Source organism: Cellulomonas palmilytica, assembly GCF_021590045.1.
Lineage (GTDB): Bacteria > Actinomycetota > Actinomycetes > Actinomycetales > Cellulomonadaceae > Cellulomonas > Cellulomonas palmilytica.
This window is the reverse complement of the sequence record NZ_CP062221.1, coordinates 2,423,527-2,441,283: the sequence shown is the minus strand read 5'-3', so window position 1 is coordinate 2,441,283 and position 17,757 is coordinate 2,423,527. Positions and strand designations below refer to the sequence as shown.

General features: G+C 74.2%; 17 protein-coding genes. 8 read left to right on the top strand and 9 right to left on the bottom strand.

Annotated features, from left to right (window positions below; genetic code table 11):
- Window positions 1–78 precede the first annotated feature (78 nt).
- From arc to F1D97_RS11070, 3 genes are all read right to left on the bottom strand, one after another.
- Entirely contained in the window at window positions 79–1,713 is a 1,635-nt protein-coding gene (gene arc / locus F1D97_RS11080; protein ID WP_236120569.1) for a proteasome ATPase, read from the bottom strand.
- A 189-nt stretch (window positions 1,714–1,902) separates the two neighbouring features.
- Window positions 1,903–2,934 carry a tRNA (adenine-N1)-methyltransferase gene (locus F1D97_RS11075; RefSeq protein ID WP_236120568.1) on the bottom strand — a complete coding sequence of 344 codons (1,032 nt, stop codon included), beginning with the start codon at window positions 2,932–2,934 and terminating at the stop codon, window positions 1,903–1,905.
- A gap of 78 nt (window positions 2,935–3,012) precedes the next feature.
- On the bottom strand, window positions 3,013–4,149 hold the full coding sequence (locus tag F1D97_RS11070; RefSeq protein ID WP_236120567.1) for a site-2 protease family protein: 1,137 nt from the start codon (window positions 4,147–4,149) through the stop codon (window positions 3,013–3,015).
- 168 nt (window positions 4,150–4,317) lie between these two features.
- Here F1D97_RS11070 and F1D97_RS11065 point away from each other — a divergent pair, with 168 nt between their 5' ends.
- On the top strand, window positions 4,318–5,283 hold the full coding sequence (locus F1D97_RS11065) for a RecB family exonuclease (RefSeq protein ID WP_396022591.1): 966 nt from the start codon (window positions 4,318–4,320) through the stop codon (window positions 5,281–5,283).
- 21 nt (window positions 5,284–5,304) lie between these two features.
- On the opposite strand, the gene F1D97_RS11060 is transcribed toward F1D97_RS11065, so the two are convergent.
- A complete protein-coding gene (locus F1D97_RS11060) occupies window positions 5,305–6,069 on the bottom strand; it encodes an HAD family hydrolase (RefSeq protein ID WP_236120566.1) in 765 nt (254 codons plus the stop codon).
- A 202-nt stretch (window positions 6,070–6,271) separates the two neighbouring features.
- Here F1D97_RS11060 and F1D97_RS11055 point away from each other — a divergent pair, with 202 nt between their 5' ends.
- Together F1D97_RS11055 and F1D97_RS11050 are read left to right on the top strand one after the other, a co-directional pair.
- Window positions 6,272–6,556, top strand: a complete 285-nt coding sequence (locus tag F1D97_RS11055) for a hypothetical protein (protein ID WP_236120565.1) — start codon at window positions 6,272–6,274, stop codon at window positions 6,554–6,556.
- A gap of 137 nt (window positions 6,557–6,693) precedes the next feature.
- Window positions 6,694–7,548: a PAC2 family protein gene (locus tag F1D97_RS11050; protein WP_236120564.1), complete on the top strand. Its 855-nt coding sequence runs from the start codon at window positions 6,694–6,696 to the stop codon at window positions 7,546–7,548.
- 45 nt (window positions 7,549–7,593) lie between these two features.
- Here F1D97_RS11050 and mshC read toward each other — a convergent pair whose 3' ends face one another.
- Entirely contained in the window at window positions 7,594–8,853 is a 1,260-nt protein-coding gene (gene mshC, locus F1D97_RS11045) for a cysteine--1-D-myo-inosityl 2-amino-2-deoxy-alpha-D-glucopyranoside ligase (RefSeq protein ID WP_236120563.1), read from the bottom strand.
- A gap of 70 nt (window positions 8,854–8,923) precedes the next feature.
- Between mshC and F1D97_RS11040 the strand changes: the two genes are divergently transcribed.
- On the top strand, window positions 8,924–9,982 hold the full coding sequence (locus F1D97_RS11040) for a CorA family divalent cation transporter (protein WP_236120562.1): 1,059 nt from the start codon (window positions 8,924–8,926) through the stop codon (window positions 9,980–9,982).
- Between the two features lie 10 nt (window positions 9,983–9,992).
- Here the strand turns inward: F1D97_RS11040 and F1D97_RS11035 are convergent, their stop codons facing one another.
- Entirely contained in the window at window positions 9,993–10,883 is an 891-nt protein-coding gene (locus F1D97_RS11035; RefSeq protein ID WP_236123573.1) for an undecaprenyl-diphosphate phosphatase, read from the bottom strand.
- An 80-nt stretch (window positions 10,884–10,963) separates the two neighbouring features.
- Here F1D97_RS11035 and F1D97_RS11030 point away from each other — a divergent pair, with 80 nt between their 5' ends.
- Window positions 10,964–11,935 carry an aldo/keto reductase gene (locus F1D97_RS11030; protein ID WP_236120561.1) on the top strand — a complete coding sequence of 324 codons (972 nt, stop codon included), beginning with the start codon at window positions 10,964–10,966 and terminating at the stop codon, window positions 11,933–11,935.
- 6 nt (window positions 11,936–11,941) lie between these two features.
- Here F1D97_RS11030 and F1D97_RS11025 read toward each other — a convergent pair whose 3' ends face one another.
- Complete coding sequence (locus tag F1D97_RS11025; RefSeq protein ID WP_236120560.1) at window positions 11,942–12,262, bottom strand: primosomal protein; 321 nt, start codon at window positions 12,260–12,262, stop codon at window positions 11,942–11,944.
- Between the two features lie 164 nt (window positions 12,263–12,426).
- Between F1D97_RS11025 and F1D97_RS11020 the strand changes: the two genes are divergently transcribed.
- The gene (locus F1D97_RS11020; protein WP_236120559.1) at window positions 12,427–12,660 is read left to right on the top strand and encodes a DUF5703 family protein; all 234 of its coding nucleotides are present in this window, start codon (window positions 12,427–12,429) and stop codon (window positions 12,658–12,660) included.
- 24 nt (window positions 12,661–12,684) lie between these two features.
- Here the strand turns inward: F1D97_RS11020 and F1D97_RS11015 are convergent, their stop codons facing one another.
- Complete coding sequence (locus F1D97_RS11015; RefSeq protein WP_236120558.1) at window positions 12,685–14,025, bottom strand: M20/M25/M40 family metallo-hydrolase; 1,341 nt, start codon at window positions 14,023–14,025, stop codon at window positions 12,685–12,687.
- 132 nt (window positions 14,026–14,157) lie between these two features.
- On the opposite strand from F1D97_RS11015, the gene F1D97_RS11010 reads away from it, so the two are divergent.
- A complete protein-coding gene (locus F1D97_RS11010; RefSeq protein ID WP_236120557.1) occupies window positions 14,158–15,309 on the top strand; it encodes a TRAFAC clade GTPase domain-containing protein in 1,152 nt (383 codons plus the stop codon).
- On the top strand, window positions 15,306–15,683 hold the full coding sequence (locus tag F1D97_RS11005; protein ID WP_236120556.1) for a hypothetical protein: 378 nt from the start codon (window positions 15,306–15,308) through the stop codon (window positions 15,681–15,683). The genes F1D97_RS11010 and F1D97_RS11005 overlap by 4 nt, the downstream gene beginning before the upstream one ends.
- On the opposite strand, the gene F1D97_RS11000 is transcribed toward F1D97_RS11005, so the two are convergent.
- Window positions 15,661–17,745 (bottom strand): M3 family metallopeptidase, encoded by a 2,085-nt coding sequence (locus tag F1D97_RS11000; protein ID WP_236120555.1) that lies wholly within the window; start codon window positions 17,743–17,745, stop codon window positions 15,661–15,663. The two genes, F1D97_RS11005 and F1D97_RS11000, sit on opposite strands and share 23 nt — an antisense overlap.
- Window positions 17,746–17,757: the final 12 nt, after the last annotated feature.

Below are 17,757 nucleotides of genomic sequence, written 5' to 3'. Positions count from 1 at the left end.
ACGGCGCGCGACGGCCGGACGACCTGGTCCGCGGACCGGGCCGGCCGGCCGTCGCCGTCGGCTGCGTCGTCGTCGGCGCTAGAGGTACTGCCCCGTGCTCGTGACGGTCTCGATCGTGCGCGAGCCGTCCGTGCCCTTCTTGCCCTGCACGATCGTGCGGATGAAGACGATGCGCTCCCCCTTCTTGCCGGAGATGCGCGCCCAGTCGTCGGGGTTCGTCGTGTTCGGCAGGTCCTCGTTCTCCTTGAACTCGTCGACGCACGCCGCCAGCAGGTGCTCGACCCGGATACCGCGCTGGCCCGTGGCGAGCAGGTCCTTGATCGCCTGCTTCTTGGCACGGTCCACGACGTTCTGGATCATCGCGCCCGAGTTGAAGTCCTTGAAGTACAGGACCTCCTTGTCGCCCGACGCGTACGTGACCTCGAGGAACCGGTTCTCGTCGGACTCGGAGTACATGCGCTCGACGACGCGCGCCACCATCGCCTCGACCGCCGCGGCCTTCGAGTCGCCGTGCTCGGCCAGGTCGTCGGGGTGGATCGGCAGGTCGGGCGTGAGGTACTTCGAGAAGATCTCCTTCGCGCCCTCGGCGTCGGGCCGCTCGATCTTGATCTTCACGTCGAGGCGGCCGGGCCGCAGGATCGCCGGGTCGATCATGTCCTCGCGGTTCGACGCGCCGATCACGATGACGTTCTCGAGCCGCTCGACGCCGTCGATCTCGGCGAGCAGCTGCGGCACGATCGTCGTCTCCACGTCGGACGAGACGCCCGTGCCGCGCGTGCGGAACAGCGACTCCATCTCGTCGAAGAACACGACGACCGGGTGCCCCTGCGACGCCTTCTCGCGGGCCCGGGCGAAGATCAGGCGGATGTGCCGCTCGGTCTCGCCCACGTACTTGTTCAACAGCTCAGGGCCCTTGACGTTCAGGAAGTAGCTCTTGGCCTCCTGGCCCTCCTCGCCGCGCGCCCGCGCCGCCGTCGCGGCGAGCGAGTGCGCGACCGCCTTCGCGATCAGCGTCTTGCCGCATCCGGGCGGGCCGTACAGCAGCACGCCCTTGGGCGGGCGCAGGCCGTGCTCGCGGAACAGCTCCGGGTGCAGGAACGGCAGCTCGACGGCGTCCTTGATCGCCTCGATCTGCGGGCCCAGGCCCCCGATGTCCTCGTACTCGATATCCGGGACCTCCTCGAGGACGAGCTCCTCGACCTCGGCCCGCGGGATCACCTCGAACACGAACCCGCTGCGGGAGTCGATCGTCAGCGCGTCGCCCACGCGCACTCCCGCGTCGGACACCTGCCCCGCGAAGCGCACCACGCGCTCCTCGTCGCCGCGTCCCACGACGAGCGCGCGGCCCTGGCCGAGCAGCTCCTTGACCGTGACGATCTCGCCGACGTTCTCGTAGCCGCCGGCCTCGACGACCGTGAGCGCCTCGTTGAGCATGACCTCCTGGCCCGGCCGCAGCCGCGTGAGGTCGACCGCCGGGCTCGCGCCCACGTGCATCTTGCGCCCCGCGGAGATGACGTCCACCGAGCCGTCGCGGCGCGCGCCGAGGAACACGGCGTACGTGCCCGGGGGCTTGGCGAGGTCGTCCACCTGGCGCTTGAGCTCGACGATCTGCTCACGCGCGGCCAGCAGAGCGTCCGAGAGCCGCTCGTTCTTGGCCGCCAGCAGCGCGAGCTCGCGCTGCAGGTCTCGTCCCGTCGGTGCCGGTTCGGTCATGTCGGCCTCCTCGCGTCGTGCCACGGCCGGCGTGCCCGCCGTGGGGTCGCCACCCTAACCACCAGTCTGTGCCCGTGGCAGGCCGAATGCCGCCGTGTCCGAATCCCGTGACGCAACCGTCACCGCGACGGAACCCCCGCGCAACGCCGCACGCGGCTCGACGTCCGGTCTCGACGTCCGGGCTCGGCGTCAGGGGCGGGGGCGCTCCGGGTGGGCGTCGCGCTGCGCGCGGCGCACCTTCTTCGCCGACGTCTCGCGCTCACCGAGCGCCTCCGGCGTCCACAGCGTGGGGTCCTCGACGGGCGCGCCGTCCTCCGCGACCGGGTACGAGCCCTTGGCGGGGCGGCGCTTGCGCAGCGGCGCGTCGACGCCGTCGGCGAGCCGGCGGGTCGTCAGCAGGAACCCCGTGTGGCCGATCATCCGGTGCTCGGGGCGCACCGCGAGGCCCTCGAGGTGCCAGCCGCGCACCATCGACTCCCACGCCGCGGGCTCGGTGTACCGGCCGTCGGCGCGCACGTCCTCCGCGAGCCGCGACAGCTGCGTCGTCGTCGCGACGTAGCAGACCAGCACGCCGCCGGGCACGAGCGCGTCCGCGACCGCCTCGAGGTTCTCCCACGGCGCGAGCATGTCGAGCACGACCCGGTCGACGCTGCCGGGCGCGGCGACCTGCGGCAGCACGTCCGCGAGGTCGCCGATGGACAGCTGCCACGCGGGGTGCGGCCCGCCGAAGAAGCCCTCGACGTTGCCGCGCGCGATGTCCGCGAAGTCCTCGCGGCGCTCGATCGAGTGCAGCGACCCGCCGTCCCCGACGGCGCGCAGCAGCGACATCGTGAGCGCTCCCGAGCCGACGCCCGCCTCGACGACGGTCGCGCCCGGGTAGATGTCCGCCATCGTCACGATCTGGCCCGCGTCCTTGGGGTACACCACCGCCGCGCCGCGCGGCATCGACAGCACGTGGTCCGCGAGCAGCGGCCGCAGCGCGAGGTACTCGACGCCGCCGCTGCTCACCACGACCGACCCCTCGGGCTTGCCGATGAGCTCGTCGTGGCGGAAGTAGCCCTTGTGCGTGTGGAACGTCGCGTCCGGCGCGAGCGTGATGGTGTGCAGCCGGCCGCGCGGGTCGGTGAGCTGCACGCGGTCGCGGGCGCGGAACGGTCCGCGGCGCAGGTCGGCGCCCGTCGGCCGGGGTGTGGGGGCGGAGGGCGCGGGGGTCGTGGTCACGGCGGTCGAGTCTAGGTGCGCGGGGTCCGCCCCCGGGACACGGGGGTCAGGCGGGTCCACGCGGGCTCACGCCCGGGCTCACGCTCGGATCGCGGCGACGACCTCGTTCGCGTGCAGGAGCCCCGTGACGCGCCCGTCGACGAGCGCGACGACGACGGGCGACAGCCGGGTGGCGCGCGCGAGGTCCCGCAGCAGCTCCTGCCCGACGAGCGTGCCGTCGACCGTCGCGCCGACGGGCAGCGGGACGCACACGGCCGTCACTGGCGTCGTGCCCGCCGCCTCGGGCGGGACGCTCGCGGCCGCGGCACGGTCGACGTACGCCGCGGGACGGCCGTCGGGCGCGAGCACGACGACGTCGGCGACGCCCGCGGCCGCGGCCACCGAGCCCGCGTGCGCGAGCGAGTCGCCGTGCCCGACGGTCACCGCGCGGTGCCCGACGGACTCCACGGTCACGCCGTCGACGTTGCGCTGCGCACGCGCGCCGCGGATCGCGCCGGACGCGCCCGCCCACAGGAACGCGCCGATGAGGACGGCCCACATGACGTCGAGGACGTCGCCCCCGCCGCCGGTGACGGGGATCCACAGGGCCCACACCACGACGCCCGCCGCGACCACGCGACCGACCCAGCCGGCCGCGACCGTCCCGGTGTACCGGCTCTTGGTCGCCGACCACACGGCCGCCTCGAGCACGCGGCCGCCGTCGAGCGGCAGACCGGGCAGCAGGTTGAACAGCCCGACGAACCCGTTGGTCACGGCGCCCGACCACAGCAGCGCCCAGACGACCGTGCCGCGCGGCGCGACGTCGAGCGCGAGCAGGCCGCCGAACAGCGCGCCGAGCGCGAGGTTCACGACCGGTCCGACGATCGCGACGAGCGCGTTGGTCGCCGGCGTCGGCGCGGCGCCGCCGAACGCGGTGTGCCCGCCCCACAGCGTGAGGACGAACTCGTGCGGCTGCTGGCCTCGGGCGCGCGCGACGAGACCGTGCGCGACCTCGTGCAGGAACACCGACGCGAACAGCAGCACGACGAACGCGAGCGCCACGACCCACACCGCGGACCCGTCGAGCCCGGTCAGCGCGCGCGCCGCGGGCACCGACAGCGCGGTCAGCACCGCGACCGCCAGCAGCCAGCTCGGCGCGAGGATCACGGGTGCGCCTGCGACGTGCCCGATGACCCAGCCCTGGGTGGTCCGACGAGGCGGCGCGGGGGTGCTCACCGCACCAGCCTAGGCGGACCGGACGCCGGGTCCTCCCGCGCGTCGTGCCGTGGTGTGGGCGGCACGACCTAGCCTGGCGGGGTGACACCTGCTCCGCCCGCGCTCGCGCCGACCGCTCCCGCCGACCCCGTCCCGGCGGACGTCGCGGAGGTCTCCTCGGAGACGTCCGTGGCGGTTGCCGCAGACGCTTCCGCGGACGCTCCCACGGGAGGTTCCTCGGCAGATCCCTCGGCGACCACCGACGGGACGACGACCGCGCGGCCCGCGACCCGGCCGGGGCTCTCGCCCTCGCGTGCGGGCGACTTCCTGCAGTGCCCGCTGCTGTTCCGGTTCCGCGTGGTCGACCGTCTCCCCGAGCCGCCCAGCAGCGCCGCCGCGCGCGGCACGCTCGTCCACGCGGTGCTGGAGAACCTGTTCGGCCTGCCGGCCGTGCAGCGCACGCTCCAGGCGGCGCACGGACTCCTCCCCGAGCAGTGGGACCTGCTGCGCGAGCGCACGCCCGAGGTCGCGGAGCTGTTCGCTGACGACGGCGCGCTCGCCGACTGGCTCGACTCGGCCCGCTCGCTGCTCGCGACGTACTTCACGCTCGAGGACCCGCGGCGCCTCGAGCCCGCCGAGCGCGAGCTGTACGTGGTCACCGACCTCGAGGACGGCCCGCAGCTGCGCGGCATCGTCGACCGGGTCGACGTCGCACCCAACGGGTGGGTGCGCGTGGTCGACTACAAGACCGGGAAGTCGCCCCGCGCGGGCTACGAGAGCTCGGCGCTGTTCCAGATGCGGTTCTACGCGTACGTGCTGTGGCGCACGCGCGGCGTGCTCCCCAAGCGCCTGCAGCTCGAGTACCTGGGCGACGGGACGATGCTGCAGCACGAGCCGACCGAGCCCGAGATGCTGACGTTCGAGGCGCGCATCCGCTCGATCTGGGCAGGTATCCAGGAGGCTGCCGCGGCCGACGACTGGCGCACGCGCCGCTCACGCCTGTGCGACTGGTGCTCGTTCCGCGCGCACTGCCCCGAGTACGGCGGCACTCCCCCGCTCGTCGATCCCGACGCGGTCGAGCGCGCCATCGGCGTGCGTCCGCGCTCGGCGGGCACCGCCGCCACCGTCGAGGCCGACGCCGTCACCGTCGCCTGACGCGGCGGAACGGCCGGCGGGTCAGCGGGTCGGCGGGACCTCGAGCACGACTCCCGCGGCGAGGTCGCGCAGCACGTCGAGCGTGAGGTCACGCAGCGTGCGGATGCGGCTCAGGCCCGGGCGGTCGGCGACCGGCTGGACGCCGTCGACCGCGAGCGTGCGCGCACCCGACGCGAGCGCCGAGGCGATCCCCGAACGCGAGTCCTCGACCGCGACGCACCGCTCGACGGGCACGCCCAGCGCACGGGCGGCGGCCAGGTACGGCTCGGGTTCGGGCTTGGGGCGCGACACGTCGTCCCCGGCGACGACGACGTCGAACACGCCCGCGACGGTCGCGAACGGCTCGGCGAGCGGCCGGTACGACGACGTGACGAGCGCGAGCGGGACGCCCGCGGCGCGCAGGGTCGCCAGGGCGTCGCGGGCGCCGGGCTGCCACGGCACCTGCCGCGCGACACCGCGCGCGACCGACGCGGTCAGCTCGTCGACGATCGTCGGGACGGGCAGGTCCACACCCCGTGCCCGCAGGACGCCCGCGGAGTGCACCATCGCGGACCCGACGAGCTCGGTCGCGTCCTGCGCGGTCCACGGCACGCCGAACCGCGAGGTCAGCTCGATCTCCGCGGCCATCCACAGCGGCTCGGTGTCGATGAGCGTGCCGTCCATGTCCCACAGCACGGCCGCGGGGAGCGGTCGCCCGCCGGTCGTGCTCGAGGCGGCCGTGCTCGAGGCGGGCGTGCTCGAGGCGGGCATGCTCGAGGCGGGCATGGTCGTGCGCGGGCTGGTCACGTCGTCTCCGTGGGGTGTCGGCGCGAGCAGTGCAGCGGTCGGTCCGGGTGGCTCGCAGTCGCGGTCGACCCTACGCCGGTCCACCCGGCGGCCCTGCCGCGCCGAGCGCGCGGTTGCCCTCGACGCCGAGCGGAGCGCGCGGTTCACTGGGCTCGTCACCGGCGCGTCGCCGGTGACGTCGCTCGGCACGGAGGTGGGGGCCATGGCCCGTCGGACGGGTACCGCGCTGGTCGTCGTCCTGGGGGTGCTCGTGCTCCTGGGCGCGTGCGCCGCGGGCGCGAACGTCGAGCAGACGCCGAGCGGCGCGAACTTCTGGTGGGGCCTGTGGCACGGCATGATCCTGCCGGTCACGTTCATCGTGTCGCTGTTCACCGACACGGTCTCGATCTACGAGGTCGACAACAACGGGAACTGGTACGACTTCGGCTTCATGCTCGGGATCGCGCTGTTCTCGGGACCCGTGATCGCCGGCAGCCGCCGCCACTGACGCCGCGTCGGCCCGCGCGTCGGCCCGCGCGTCGGCGCGCACGTCGGCTTTCGCGGCGGCACCCGCGTGGCCCTCGCGTCACCCGTCCGGCGGCGCCCCGCGGGTGCCCGTCGGCGTGCGCGGCCTACGCTGGACCGATGAGCGACTCCCACGAGCTGCCCGCGGACCGCACGGTCCTGCTCGCCGCCTTCGAGGGCTGGAACGACGCGGGCGGTGCCGCGACGCACGCGCTCGAGCACCTGCACGACGCGTGGCACGCCGAGCACGTCGACGAGCTCGATCCGGAGGAGTACCACGACTTCCAGGTCAACCGCCCGCACGTCGCGCTGCGCGAGGACGGCACGCGTGAGATCACGTGGCCGACGACCGCGGTGGTCGTCGCGACCGCGCCGCACTCGGGTCGGCGCGTCGTGCTCGTGCACGGCATCGAGCCGTCGATGCGGTGGCGCCGGTACTGCCACGAGCTGCTCGACATCGCGGCGACGCTCGAGGTGGACACCGTCGTGACGGTCGGCGCGCTGCTGGCGGACGTGCCGCACAGCCGTCCGATCCCCGTGACGGTGACGTCGGACGACGGGGACGTGCGCGACCTGCTCGGCGTCGAGCCGAGCACGTACGAGGGCCCGACGGGCATCGTCGGCGTGCTGCAGCACGAGGCGGGCGCGCGCGGCCTGGCGGCGATGTCGCTCTGGGCCGCGGTGCCGCACTACGTGGCGCACCCGCCGTCGCCCAAGGCGACGCTCGCGATCCTGCGTCGCCTCGAGGAGGTGCTCGGCGAGCCCATCGCGATGGGCGACCTGCCCGACGAGGCCGCGGCGTGGCAGGCGGGCGTCGACGAGCTCGCGGGCGAGGACGGCGAGATCGGCGAGTACGTGCGCCAGCTCGAGGAGGCCAAGGACACGGTCGACCTGCCCGAGGCGTCCGGCGACGCGATCGCCGAGGAGTTCGAGCGCTACCTGCGCCGCCGCGACAAGGGCACGGGCAGCGCCTGACGCACGCCGACCGCCGGGGGTCCGCGGCGCCGGACGACCGTCGGGCTAGAGACGGACGCCGAGCAGCGCGTCGATCGTGCGCGCCACGACGCCGGGTGCGCCCTCGACGAAGCACGCGCCGCCGTCCTGCGAGTCGGCGAGCGTCTGCGCGGCCCACGCGTCGACGACCGCCAGCGCGCGCGGCGTGTCGAGGTCGTCGGCCACGGCGGCACGCACGGCGTCGAGCACGGGCGCGGAGTCCGCGCCGCCGTTGCCGGACATCGCCCGGCGCCACCGCGCGAGTCGCTCCTGCGCGGCGACGAGCCCGGCGTCGGTCCAGTCCCAGTCGTCGCGGTAGCGGTGCGCCAGGATCGCGAGCCGGATCGCCATCGGGTCGACACCGGCCGCGCGCAGCGCGGAGACGAGCACGAGGTTGCCGCGCGACTTGCTCATCTTCTCGCCGTCGAGGCCGACCATGCCGGCGTGCACGTGGACCCGACCACCGGTGCCGCCGGACAGCAGGCGCAGGTGCGAGGTGCTCATCTCGTGGTGCGGGAACAGCAGGTCGGACCCGCCCCCCTCGACGTCGAACGAGCCACCGAGCGCGTCGCCCGCGATCACGGCGCACTCGATGTGCCAGCCGGGACGACCCGCGCCGAGCGACCCGCCGTCCCACGACGGCTCGCCGTCGCGCGCGGCGCGCCACAGCAGCGGGTCGAGCGGTGCGCGCTTGCCGGCCCGGTCGGGGTCTCCCCCGCGCTCGGCGAACTGGGCGAGCATCGTCGAGCCGTCGAGGTGCGCGACGCCGCCGAAGCGCTCGTCGGCCGTGAGGTCGGCGTACACGTCGTCGCCGGCCGCATCGGGCGCGGGCACCCGGTAGGCGGCGCCGTCCGCGACGAGCTTCTCGACGGCGGCGACGATCCGCGGGATCGACTCCACGACCCCGGCCCACGCGTCGGGCGGGACGACGCCGAGCGCGGTCATGTCCTCGCAGTACAGCGCGACCTGGTCGTCGGCGAGCTCGCGCCAGTCGACGCCCGTCGCGGTCGCGCGCTCGAGCAGCGGGTCGTCGACGTCGGTGACGTTCGACGCGTAGCGCACCTTCTTGCCCTCGTCGCGCCAAGCCCGACCCAGGACGTCGAACGCGACGTAGGTCGCCGCGTGGCCGAGGTGCGTCGCGTCGTACGGCGTGATGCCGCACACGTACAGCGACGCGTCCTCGCCGGGTGCCGCCACGACGAGCTCGCCCGAGGACGAGTCGCGCACGCGGACGGGGCCGCCGTGGCCGGGGAGCTCGGGGATCTGCGGGGCCGGCCAGGTGAGCACGAGCGCAGCCTAACGGGGCGTGAGGGCCCGCTGCGAAGCGCCGCGGTGCGGTCCGCGACACAATCGCCGGGTGAGCGGCGAACGGCGCGCGTACGTGCGCGACGAGCACGGGTGGCGCGAGGTGTCCCAGGTGCCGGGTGTCCCGGGGCCCGGGCTGGCGTGGGTCGTCGTGGGAGACGGCGCCGCGCTGCTCGACCTGGCGCGCCGCGGCGGCGTCAGCGAGCAGGGCCTGGCGATGCTCGACGAGCACCCGCTCACGACCCTGGGGCGGAGCCCGGGCGGCCAGGTGGACGACTCGGGGCGGCACGTGCGCGGGCACGTGAACCGGTCAGGCGCCGGCGAGATCCTGCTGACCGTCCCGACCGTGACCTACGTCGAGGCGTCCCAAGACGTGCGCACGGGCGCGCTGACCTGCGTCATGACGGACCGGCTCGTCATCGCGTGGGAGCAGGGCGACGCGGGCGTGCTCGCGTCCGCGGCGCACCGGCTGTGCGGCGGGCTGCCCGTGCCGGATACCGGGACCCGGCAGGTGCTCGCCGCGATCCTGCTGACGCTCGTGACACGCGCGTCCGACGTGGAGACCGGGCTGGGTGACGCGGTCGCACGGCTCGAGCAGCTCGTCGTGGAGCCGCCGGTCCGCGGCCGACGGCCCGACCGCGACGAGGACTCGCTGGGTGCCGTGTACGGGCTCAAGCGCGAGATCGCCGAGGCCCGGCGTGCGCTCGGCCCGATGACGAGCGCGCTTCCCGAGCTCGAGGCCGAGGCGCAGGAGGCGCGTGCCGAGGACCGACCCGTGCCGGGCCTGGCGGCGTCGAGCGCGTGGCTGCGTCGCGTGCGCGAGCGCTCGGACCGCGTCGACGCCCACCTGGACGCGCACGACGGCCTGCTCGACGCGATGCTCTCGGTCCACCTGAGCGCGGTGTCGGTGCGGCAGAACGAGGACATGCGCAAGATCTCCGCGTGGGCCGCGATGATCACCGTGCCCACGCTCGTCGCGGGGGTCTACGGCATGAACTTCCGGTACATGCCGGAGCTCGACTGGCGGCTCGGCTACCCGCTCGCGCTCGCGCTCATGGCGGTGGCGTGCGGCCTGCTGCACCACGCGTTCCGGCGCTCCGGCTGGCTGTGAGCGCCGGGAGTCACTCCGCGGCGACCTCGGCGGGCATCGCGTCGACCGCACCCGTGAGCAGGAGCACGACGACGAGCGCGGCCAGGCCGAGGCGGTAGTAGACGAACGGCTTGTAGCTGAACGTCGAGACGATCTTCAGGAACGCGATGATCACGAGGTAGCCGACGGCGAACGCGACGACGGTCGCGAGCAGCGTGACCCCGAAGCCGGGCGTCCCGGCCTTCCCGAAGTCGTCGACCGACTTCGCGAGCTGGTACAGCCCCGAGCCGAACACGGCGGGGATGGCCAGCAGGAACGAGTACCGGGCGGCAGCCTCGCGGGTGTAGCCCATGAGCAGACCGCCGGTGATGGTGCCGCCCGACCGCGAGACGCCCGGGATGAGCGCGAGCGCCTGCCAGAACCCGAACTTCACCGCGTCGCGCACGGTCAGCTCCTCGAGCGGCCGCGCGTGCCGTCCGACCTTGTCGGCCCAGCCGAGCAGGACCGCGAAGATCGCGAGCGTCGCGACGACGAGCCACAGGTTGCGGAACGTGTTCTCGATCGAGTCCTGGAACGCCAGGCCGAGCACGACGATCGGCACCGAGCCCGCCGCGATGAACCACGCCATGAGCGCGTCGTGGTCCGGCCGCTCGCCGCGCGGGGCGCCGAGGCGTGCGCGCATGTCCGTGCCGTAGCGCCCGCGCAGCGCGTGCCACCACGCGAGCACGATCCGCTTGATGTCGTGGCGGAAGTACAGGAGCACCGCCGTCTCGGTGCCGAGCTGGGTGATCGCGGTGAACGCCGCGCCCGGGTCGCCGCCCATCAGGTCGCCCACGATCCGCAGGTGCGCGCTGGACGAGACGGGCAGGAACTCGGTGAGCCCCTGCACCAGACCCAAGATGATTGCGTCGAACCCGCTGATCTCTGCCACGGGCCGCCACGATATCTCCCGAACGCCCGACCTCCCTCAACGCGCAGGTCGCCGGGCTAGGGTGGCGCACCATGGAGCATCGTCACGTGGGCCGCACGGGCCTGCGCGTGTCGCGGATCGGCCTGGGCACGATGACCTGGAGCCGCGACACCGACGAGCACGAGGCGGCCGAGCTGCTGCGCGACCTCGTCGGCGCGGGCGGCTCGCTCGTCGACACCTCGGCCTCGTACGCGGACGGCGGGGCCGAGGAGCTCCTGGGCTCGCTCATCGGCGACGTGGTGCCGCGCGAGGACCTCGTGCTGTGCACCAAGGCGGGCGTGCGGCGCACCGCCGACGGCCCAACGGTCGACGCGTCCCGCGGTGGCCTGCTCGCCTCGCTCGACGCGTCCCTCGCGCGCCTGCGCACCGACCACGTCGACCTGTTCCTCGTGCAGACGCCCGACCCGCGCACGCCGCTCGAGGAGACCGCGTCCGCGCTGCGCCAGGCCGTGCTGTCGGGCCGCGCGCGCTACGTGGGCGTCGCGAACCACCCCGGCTGGCAGGTCGCGCGGCTCGCCGGACTGCTCGACGACGTGCGTGACCACGTCGGGCTCGCCGCCGTCGAGATGGAGTACTCGCTGCTGCAGCGCGGCATCGAGCGCGAGGTGCTGCCCGCCGCGCGGGCGCTGGGTGCCGGTGTCCTCGCGTGGTCGCCGCTCGGGCGGGGCGTGCTCACCGGCAAGTACCGCCGCACGGTCCCCGCCGACTCGCGCGCGGCCTCACCGCACCTCGCGGGCTTCGTGCAGCCGTACCTGACGGGGTCCGCGTCGGCCGTGGTCGACGCGGTCGTCACCGCCGCGAGCGGCCTGCAGCGCCAGCCCCTCGAGGTCGCGCTCGCGTGGCTCGCCCACCGCGAGGGCGTGGCGGGTGCGGTCGTCGGGGCGCGCACGTCGGCGCAGCTGCGCGGTGCGCTCTCGTCGCTCGACCTCGAGCTGCCGGACGAGATCGTCCAGGCGCTCGACGACGTCTCCGCGCCGACGGTGGGCTACCCCGAGCGGTTCTGAGGCCGCTCAGCGCGCCGGCTCGACCTCGATCTCGTCGTCGTACTCGTCGTCGAAGTCGCCGTCGGTGTCGTCGTCGGCGTCGTCCGCGTCGTCGACGTCGTCCTCGTACTCGTCCTCGTCGTCCTCCTCCTCGGCGAGGTAGAACGGCGTGGCCTCCCCGTGGATCGTGCCGAGCGCGTCGTCGTACACCTCGAACGCGTCCGCGAGCACGTCGTAGGCGTCGTCGACCGCAGGGTCGTCCTCGCCCTTGCGCGCGACGACGGCGTTGTAGTGCGCCTCGAGCGCGGCGATGAATCGGTCCAGCGCGGCACGGGGGTCGACGGTCATGCCCCGAACGCTACCGCCGCAACGCGTCACCCGGCAGGGCCGACGTGCCCGGTCCCACGGCCGGGCCGCTGTGACGCATCTCTCCGCCTGCGTGGATCGGACGGGTCGAGGGGGCACAATGGCCGCACGTCCGACGCGAGCCACGACAGGGGACGAGGTGACGGATGACGGTCGGGACACGTCCGCGGCGCCGGGACTGGGTCGCCCAAGGCGGGCAGTACGAGTACCGGGTGATCACCCTGCCGCGCAGCACGAGCCGCAGCGAGGCACGTCAGCTGCTCACCGAGCAGGCCGAGTACGGCCGCTGGGAGCTGGCCCGGACCGTGCTCTACGAGGGCGGTGAGCGGCGCGTGTGGCTGCGCCGCAAGGTCCTGCGCGTGCGCAGCACGCTCGACTGAGCGGGCTCGCGCGACGAGGACCGCTCAGGCGGTCGCGAGCAGGCGGTCCAGGACGCGCGTGCCGAACTTCAGGGCGTCGATCGACACGCGCTCGTCGACGCCGTGGAACATGCCCGCGAAGTCCAGGTCGGCGGGCAGCCGCAGCGGCACGAACCCGTAGCCGGTGATCCCCAGCCGGGACAGCGACTTGTTGTCCGTGCCGGCCGAGAGCGTGTACGGCAGGACCACGGCCTGCGGGTCCTCCGCCACGAGCGCGTCCGTCATCGCGTCGACGAGCGCACCCGACGTGGGCGCCTCGAGCGCGACGTCGTGGTGGATCTTCTCGACACGCACGTGCGGCCCGGCGAGCTCGCCGAACGTGGACCAGAACTCCTCCTCGCGCCCCGGCAGGAACCGCGTGTCGACCGCGGCCTCCGCGCGGCCGGGAATGACGTTCGCCTTGTACCCCGCCGTGAGCTGCGTCGGGTTGGTGGTGTGCCGCAGCGTCGCGCCGACGAACCGGCTCGCCGACCCGAGCGCCGCGACGAGCGCGTCGATCCCGTGCTCGTCCTCGGGGTCGAACGGCAGACCGGTGAGGTCTGCGACACCCTCGAGCAGCGCGCGCACCGTCGGGGTGAGGTCGAGCGGCCACGCGTGCCGGCCGATCCGCGCGACGGCCTCGGCGACGTGGGTCACCGCGTTGTCGGGCGAGACCTGGCTGCCGTGCCCCGCGCGCCCGTCCGCGACGAGCCGCAGCCACGCGAGGCCCTTCTCGGCGGTCTGCAGCAGGTAGGCCCGACGGTCGCCGATCGCGACCGAGAAGCCGCCGACCTCGCTGATCGCCTCGGTCGCGCCCTCGAACAGCTCGGGACGGTTGTCGACGGCCCAGCGCGCGCCGTACGCGCCGCCCGCCTCCTCGTCGGCGAACATCGCGAGGACGACGTCGCGAGCGGGCCTGCGGCCCTCGCGGGCCATCTGCCGCACGACCGACAGGATCATCGCGTCCATGTCCTTCATGTCGACCGCACCGCGGCCCCACAGCAGGTCCCCGTCGACGTGGCCCGCGAACGGGTCGACGGTCCAGTCCTGCGCGCGCGCCGGGACGACGTCGAGGTGTCCGTGCAGGACGAGCGCGGGGCGCGAGCGGTCCGCGCCCTCGATGCGGGCGACGAGGCTCGTGCGGCCCGGCGCGCTCTCGAACACCTCGGGCTCGATGCCGACGTCGCTCAGCAGTGTCGCGGTGTACTCCGCGGCGGCCCGCTCCCCCGGTCCGCTGTTGTCGCCGTAGTTCGACGTGTCGAACCGGATGAGCTCGCGACAGATGTCGACGACCTCGTCGGCGGCCGTCAGGGTCGGGGACGTCGGGGTGGTCTGGCTGCTGGGCACACGTCCACCGTACCCGCGCACCGCGCGGCCCCCCACGGCGTCCAGCCCCGTCTCACGGCGCGAGAACGGGCAGTCGGAGGACGCCCGACCGCTGCCCCGCCCGGCGGCCGGTGCCGTCGGTACAGTGCGCGGATGGCGACCCTTCGCGTGCGGGAGCAGCACGTCGCGGTGTTCGGGGAGAGCGGGAGCGGCAAGACCGTCCTGGTCTCGTCCTTCTACGGCGCGGCGCAGGAGCAGACGTTCCAGAAGGAGGGTCTGTACCGCCTCGTCGCCGACGACGTGGGTCAGGGCAACCGGCTGCGGCAGAACTACCTCGGGATGAAGAACGCCGCGCGCGCCCCCGAGCCGACGCGCTTCGCGTCCACCGCGTACGCGTTCACGCTGCAGCTCAAGAAGCACCCGAAGGGCTCGTCGTCGGCCGCCGCGTTCGACGAGCTCCGGCTCGTGTGGCACGACTACCCGGGCGAGTGGTTCGAGGAGGAGCCGAGCACCGAGCAGGAGGCCGCGCGCCGCCTCGAGTCGTTCCGCGCCCTGCTGCGCTCCGACGTGGCCGTGATCCTCGTCGACGGCCAGAAGCTGCTGGACCGCGCCGGCGAGGAGGAGAAGTACCTCAAGTCGCTGCTGTGGGGTCTGCGCGAGGGCGTCGTCCGGTTCACGGCGGACCTGCTCGACGACGGTGAGCCGCTCGTGGACTTCCCGCGCATCTGGATCCTGGCGCTGTCCAAGGCGGACCTGCACCCGGACATGGACGTGCACGCCTTCCAGGACCTGCTGATCGAGAAGGCCGCGGGCGACGTCGACGCGCTGCACCAGGTCCTCAAGGAGCTCGTGCAGGTGCCCGAGGCGCTGTCGCTGGGCGAGGACTTCATGCTGCTCTCGTCGGCCCGGTTCGAGGCGGACCGGATCGAGGTCGACCGGCGCGTCGGGCTCGACCTGCTGCTGCCCGTGGCGTGCCTCCTGCCGCTGGAGCGGCTCGTGCGGTGGGCCGAGCGGATCGAGATCCCGCGCCGGTGGCTCGACCGCCTCGCGGACAACGCGGCCGCGATCGCCCCGCTCGTGGGCGGCGCGGCACCGTGGTTCTCGAAGGTCCCGCGGTTCGGCCCGTTCGCGGCGCGCACGCTCCCGCTGCTCGCGGCCGCGCTCCAGCACAGCGGCCCGACGCTCAGGTCGATCAACGCGAAGGCACGGGCCGACGGGGACCACCTGCGCGCGGTGCTGACGCAGTTCCGGCTCGACCTCGAGCAGGGTGTGCAGGACGACCTGCTCGTCACCGGCACGAGATGAACCTCGTGTGGGCCACGCGCGGACGCACGTGGGGCTTCCGGTTCCTGCTCGACGGCGGGCTCGCGGACCCGCTCGCGACGTACGACCGCGCGTTCGCCGGCCTCGAGGGCGAGCGGGAGGTCGCCCGGCGGGTCGGGTCGCTCGTCGTGCTGCGCTTCGCCGACCCGGAGGGCCGCCGGGACGCCGCCGGGCGCACGATCCCGCACGACGTCGTCGTCCTGGCGCCGGTCCCCGGCGACCCGCAGGCGTCCGCCGACGAGGTCCGACGCCTCGTCTGGCCGACGCTCGCGGACGCCTACGCCGGTGTCTGGTCGCGCAGCAGCCCGCCCTCCGCGGCCGAGGTCGCGGCGCTCAGGCGGTCGCCGCCGCGGTGAGGCCGCGCCGCTCGAGCAGCGGCGCGATCTGCGGGTCGCGGCCGCGCAGGTCGCGGAACGAGTCCATCGGGTCGACCGACCCGCCGCGCGACAGCAGCCGCGCGCGGAACACGTCGCCGTTCTCGCGGCGCAGGCCGCCGTTCTCGCGGAACCACTCGACGGTGTCGGCGTCGAGCACCTCGGACCAGATGTACGAGTAGTAGCCCGCCGAGTACCCGCTCGAGAACACGTGGTTGAAGTACGCGCTGCGGTAGCGCGGGGGCACGGGCGCGAACGCCACCCCGGCCCGCTCGAGCGCCGCGGCCTCGAACGCCTCGACCTGCTCCGGGTCGGTCGGGACCTCGTCGGGCGACAGGCGGTACCATGCCTGGTCCAGCAGCGCGGCCGCGAGGTACTCGGTGGTCTTGAAGCCCTCGCCGTCCTGCCGACCGGCCAGCAGTGTCTCGACCCACGCCGACGGCATGGGCTCGCCCGTCTCGTGGTGCACCGCGAACGCCTGCAGCACCTGCGGCTCCCACGCCCAGATCTCGTTGACCTGCGACGGGTACTCGACGAAGTCACGCGGCACCTCGGTGCCCGACTGCGAGGGGTAGCGCACCGCCGACAGCAGCCCGTGCAGCGCGTGCCCGAACTCGTGGAACATCGTCGTGACCTCGTCCCACGTGAGCAGCGTGGGCTGGCCGTCCGGGGGCTTGGGGATGTTGAGGTTGTTCACGACGACGGGCGGCTCGCCCAGCAGCGTCGACTGGTCGACGAGGTTGTTCATCCACGCACCGCCGCGCTTCGACTCGCGCGTCCAGTAGTCCGCGAGGAACAGCCCCAGCCCCGAGCCGTCGGCGTCGTGCACCTCGAACACGCGCACGTCCGGGTGGTACCCGACGAGGTCGGTGCGCTCGGTGAACGTCAGCCCGTACAGCGCGGTCGCGGCGCGGAACACGCCCTCGTGCAGCACGCGGTCGAGCTCCAGGTACGGGCGCAGCGCGGTCTCGTCGAGCGCCCGGGCGCGCGAGCGGACCCGCTCGGCGTAGTACGCCCAGTCCCACGGCTCGAGCGTCGCGCCGGGGTGGTCCTCGTGCAGCGCCGCGGTCAGCTCGTCGGCCTCGCGGCGCGCATTCGCGACGGCCGCGGGCGCGAGCCGGCCCAGGATGTCGGCCACGGCCTCCGCGGAGCGCGCCGTGGCGTCCTCCGCGACGTAGGCGGCGTGGTGCCGGTAGCCGAGCAGCTGCGCGCGCTCGGCACGCAGCCGGGCGAGCTCCAGGAGCGTCGCTCGCGTGTCGTGCTCCCCCGACAGCCCGCGGGACACCGACGCGCGGAACAGGCGCTCGCGCACGCCGCGGTCGCGCAGCGTCACGAGCTGCGGCTGGCCGGTCGGCAGCTGCAGCTCGAGCAGCCACCCCGAGTCGTGGCCCCGCTCGCGCGCCGCCCGGGCCGCGGCCGCGCGCGCGTCGTCGGGCAGACCGTCGAGCTCGGCCTCGTCCGTCACGAGCACGGCCGCGGCGTTGGTGGCGGCCAGGACCTCGCGGCCGAACACCGTGGCGAGCGTCGTGATGCGCGCGTTGAGCTCGCGCAGACGCTCCTGCGCCGCCTCGTCCAGCCGGACGCCCGCCCGCACGAACGCGGTATGGGTGCGCTCGAGCAGCCAGGCGGTGTCGGGCTCGAGCGTGAGCGTGCCCGCCTCGACCTGCGCGACGAGCGCCTCGAGCCGCGCGAACAGCCGCCGGTCGAGGTGGATCGCGTCGAGGTGCGCCGCCAGGCGGGGGGCGATCTCCTCCTCGAGCGCATCGAGCTCGGGTGAGGAGTCCGCGCTCGAGGAGTTGAAGAACGCCGTGAGCGCCCGGTGCAGCGTGCGGCCCGCGCGCTCGAGCGCGACGAGCGTGTTCTCCGCCGTCGGCTCGCTCGGGTCGGTCGCGACGACCTCGACCTGCGCGCGGTGCTCGGCCATGCCGTGCACGACCGCGGGCAGGTAGTGCTCCGTCCGGATGCGGGTGTAGTCGGGCAGGCCGTACGGCAGCGGCGACGGTGCGGCGAACGGGTTCTCGGGGTCGAGCGGCTCACGCTTCATGCCCCGCATCAT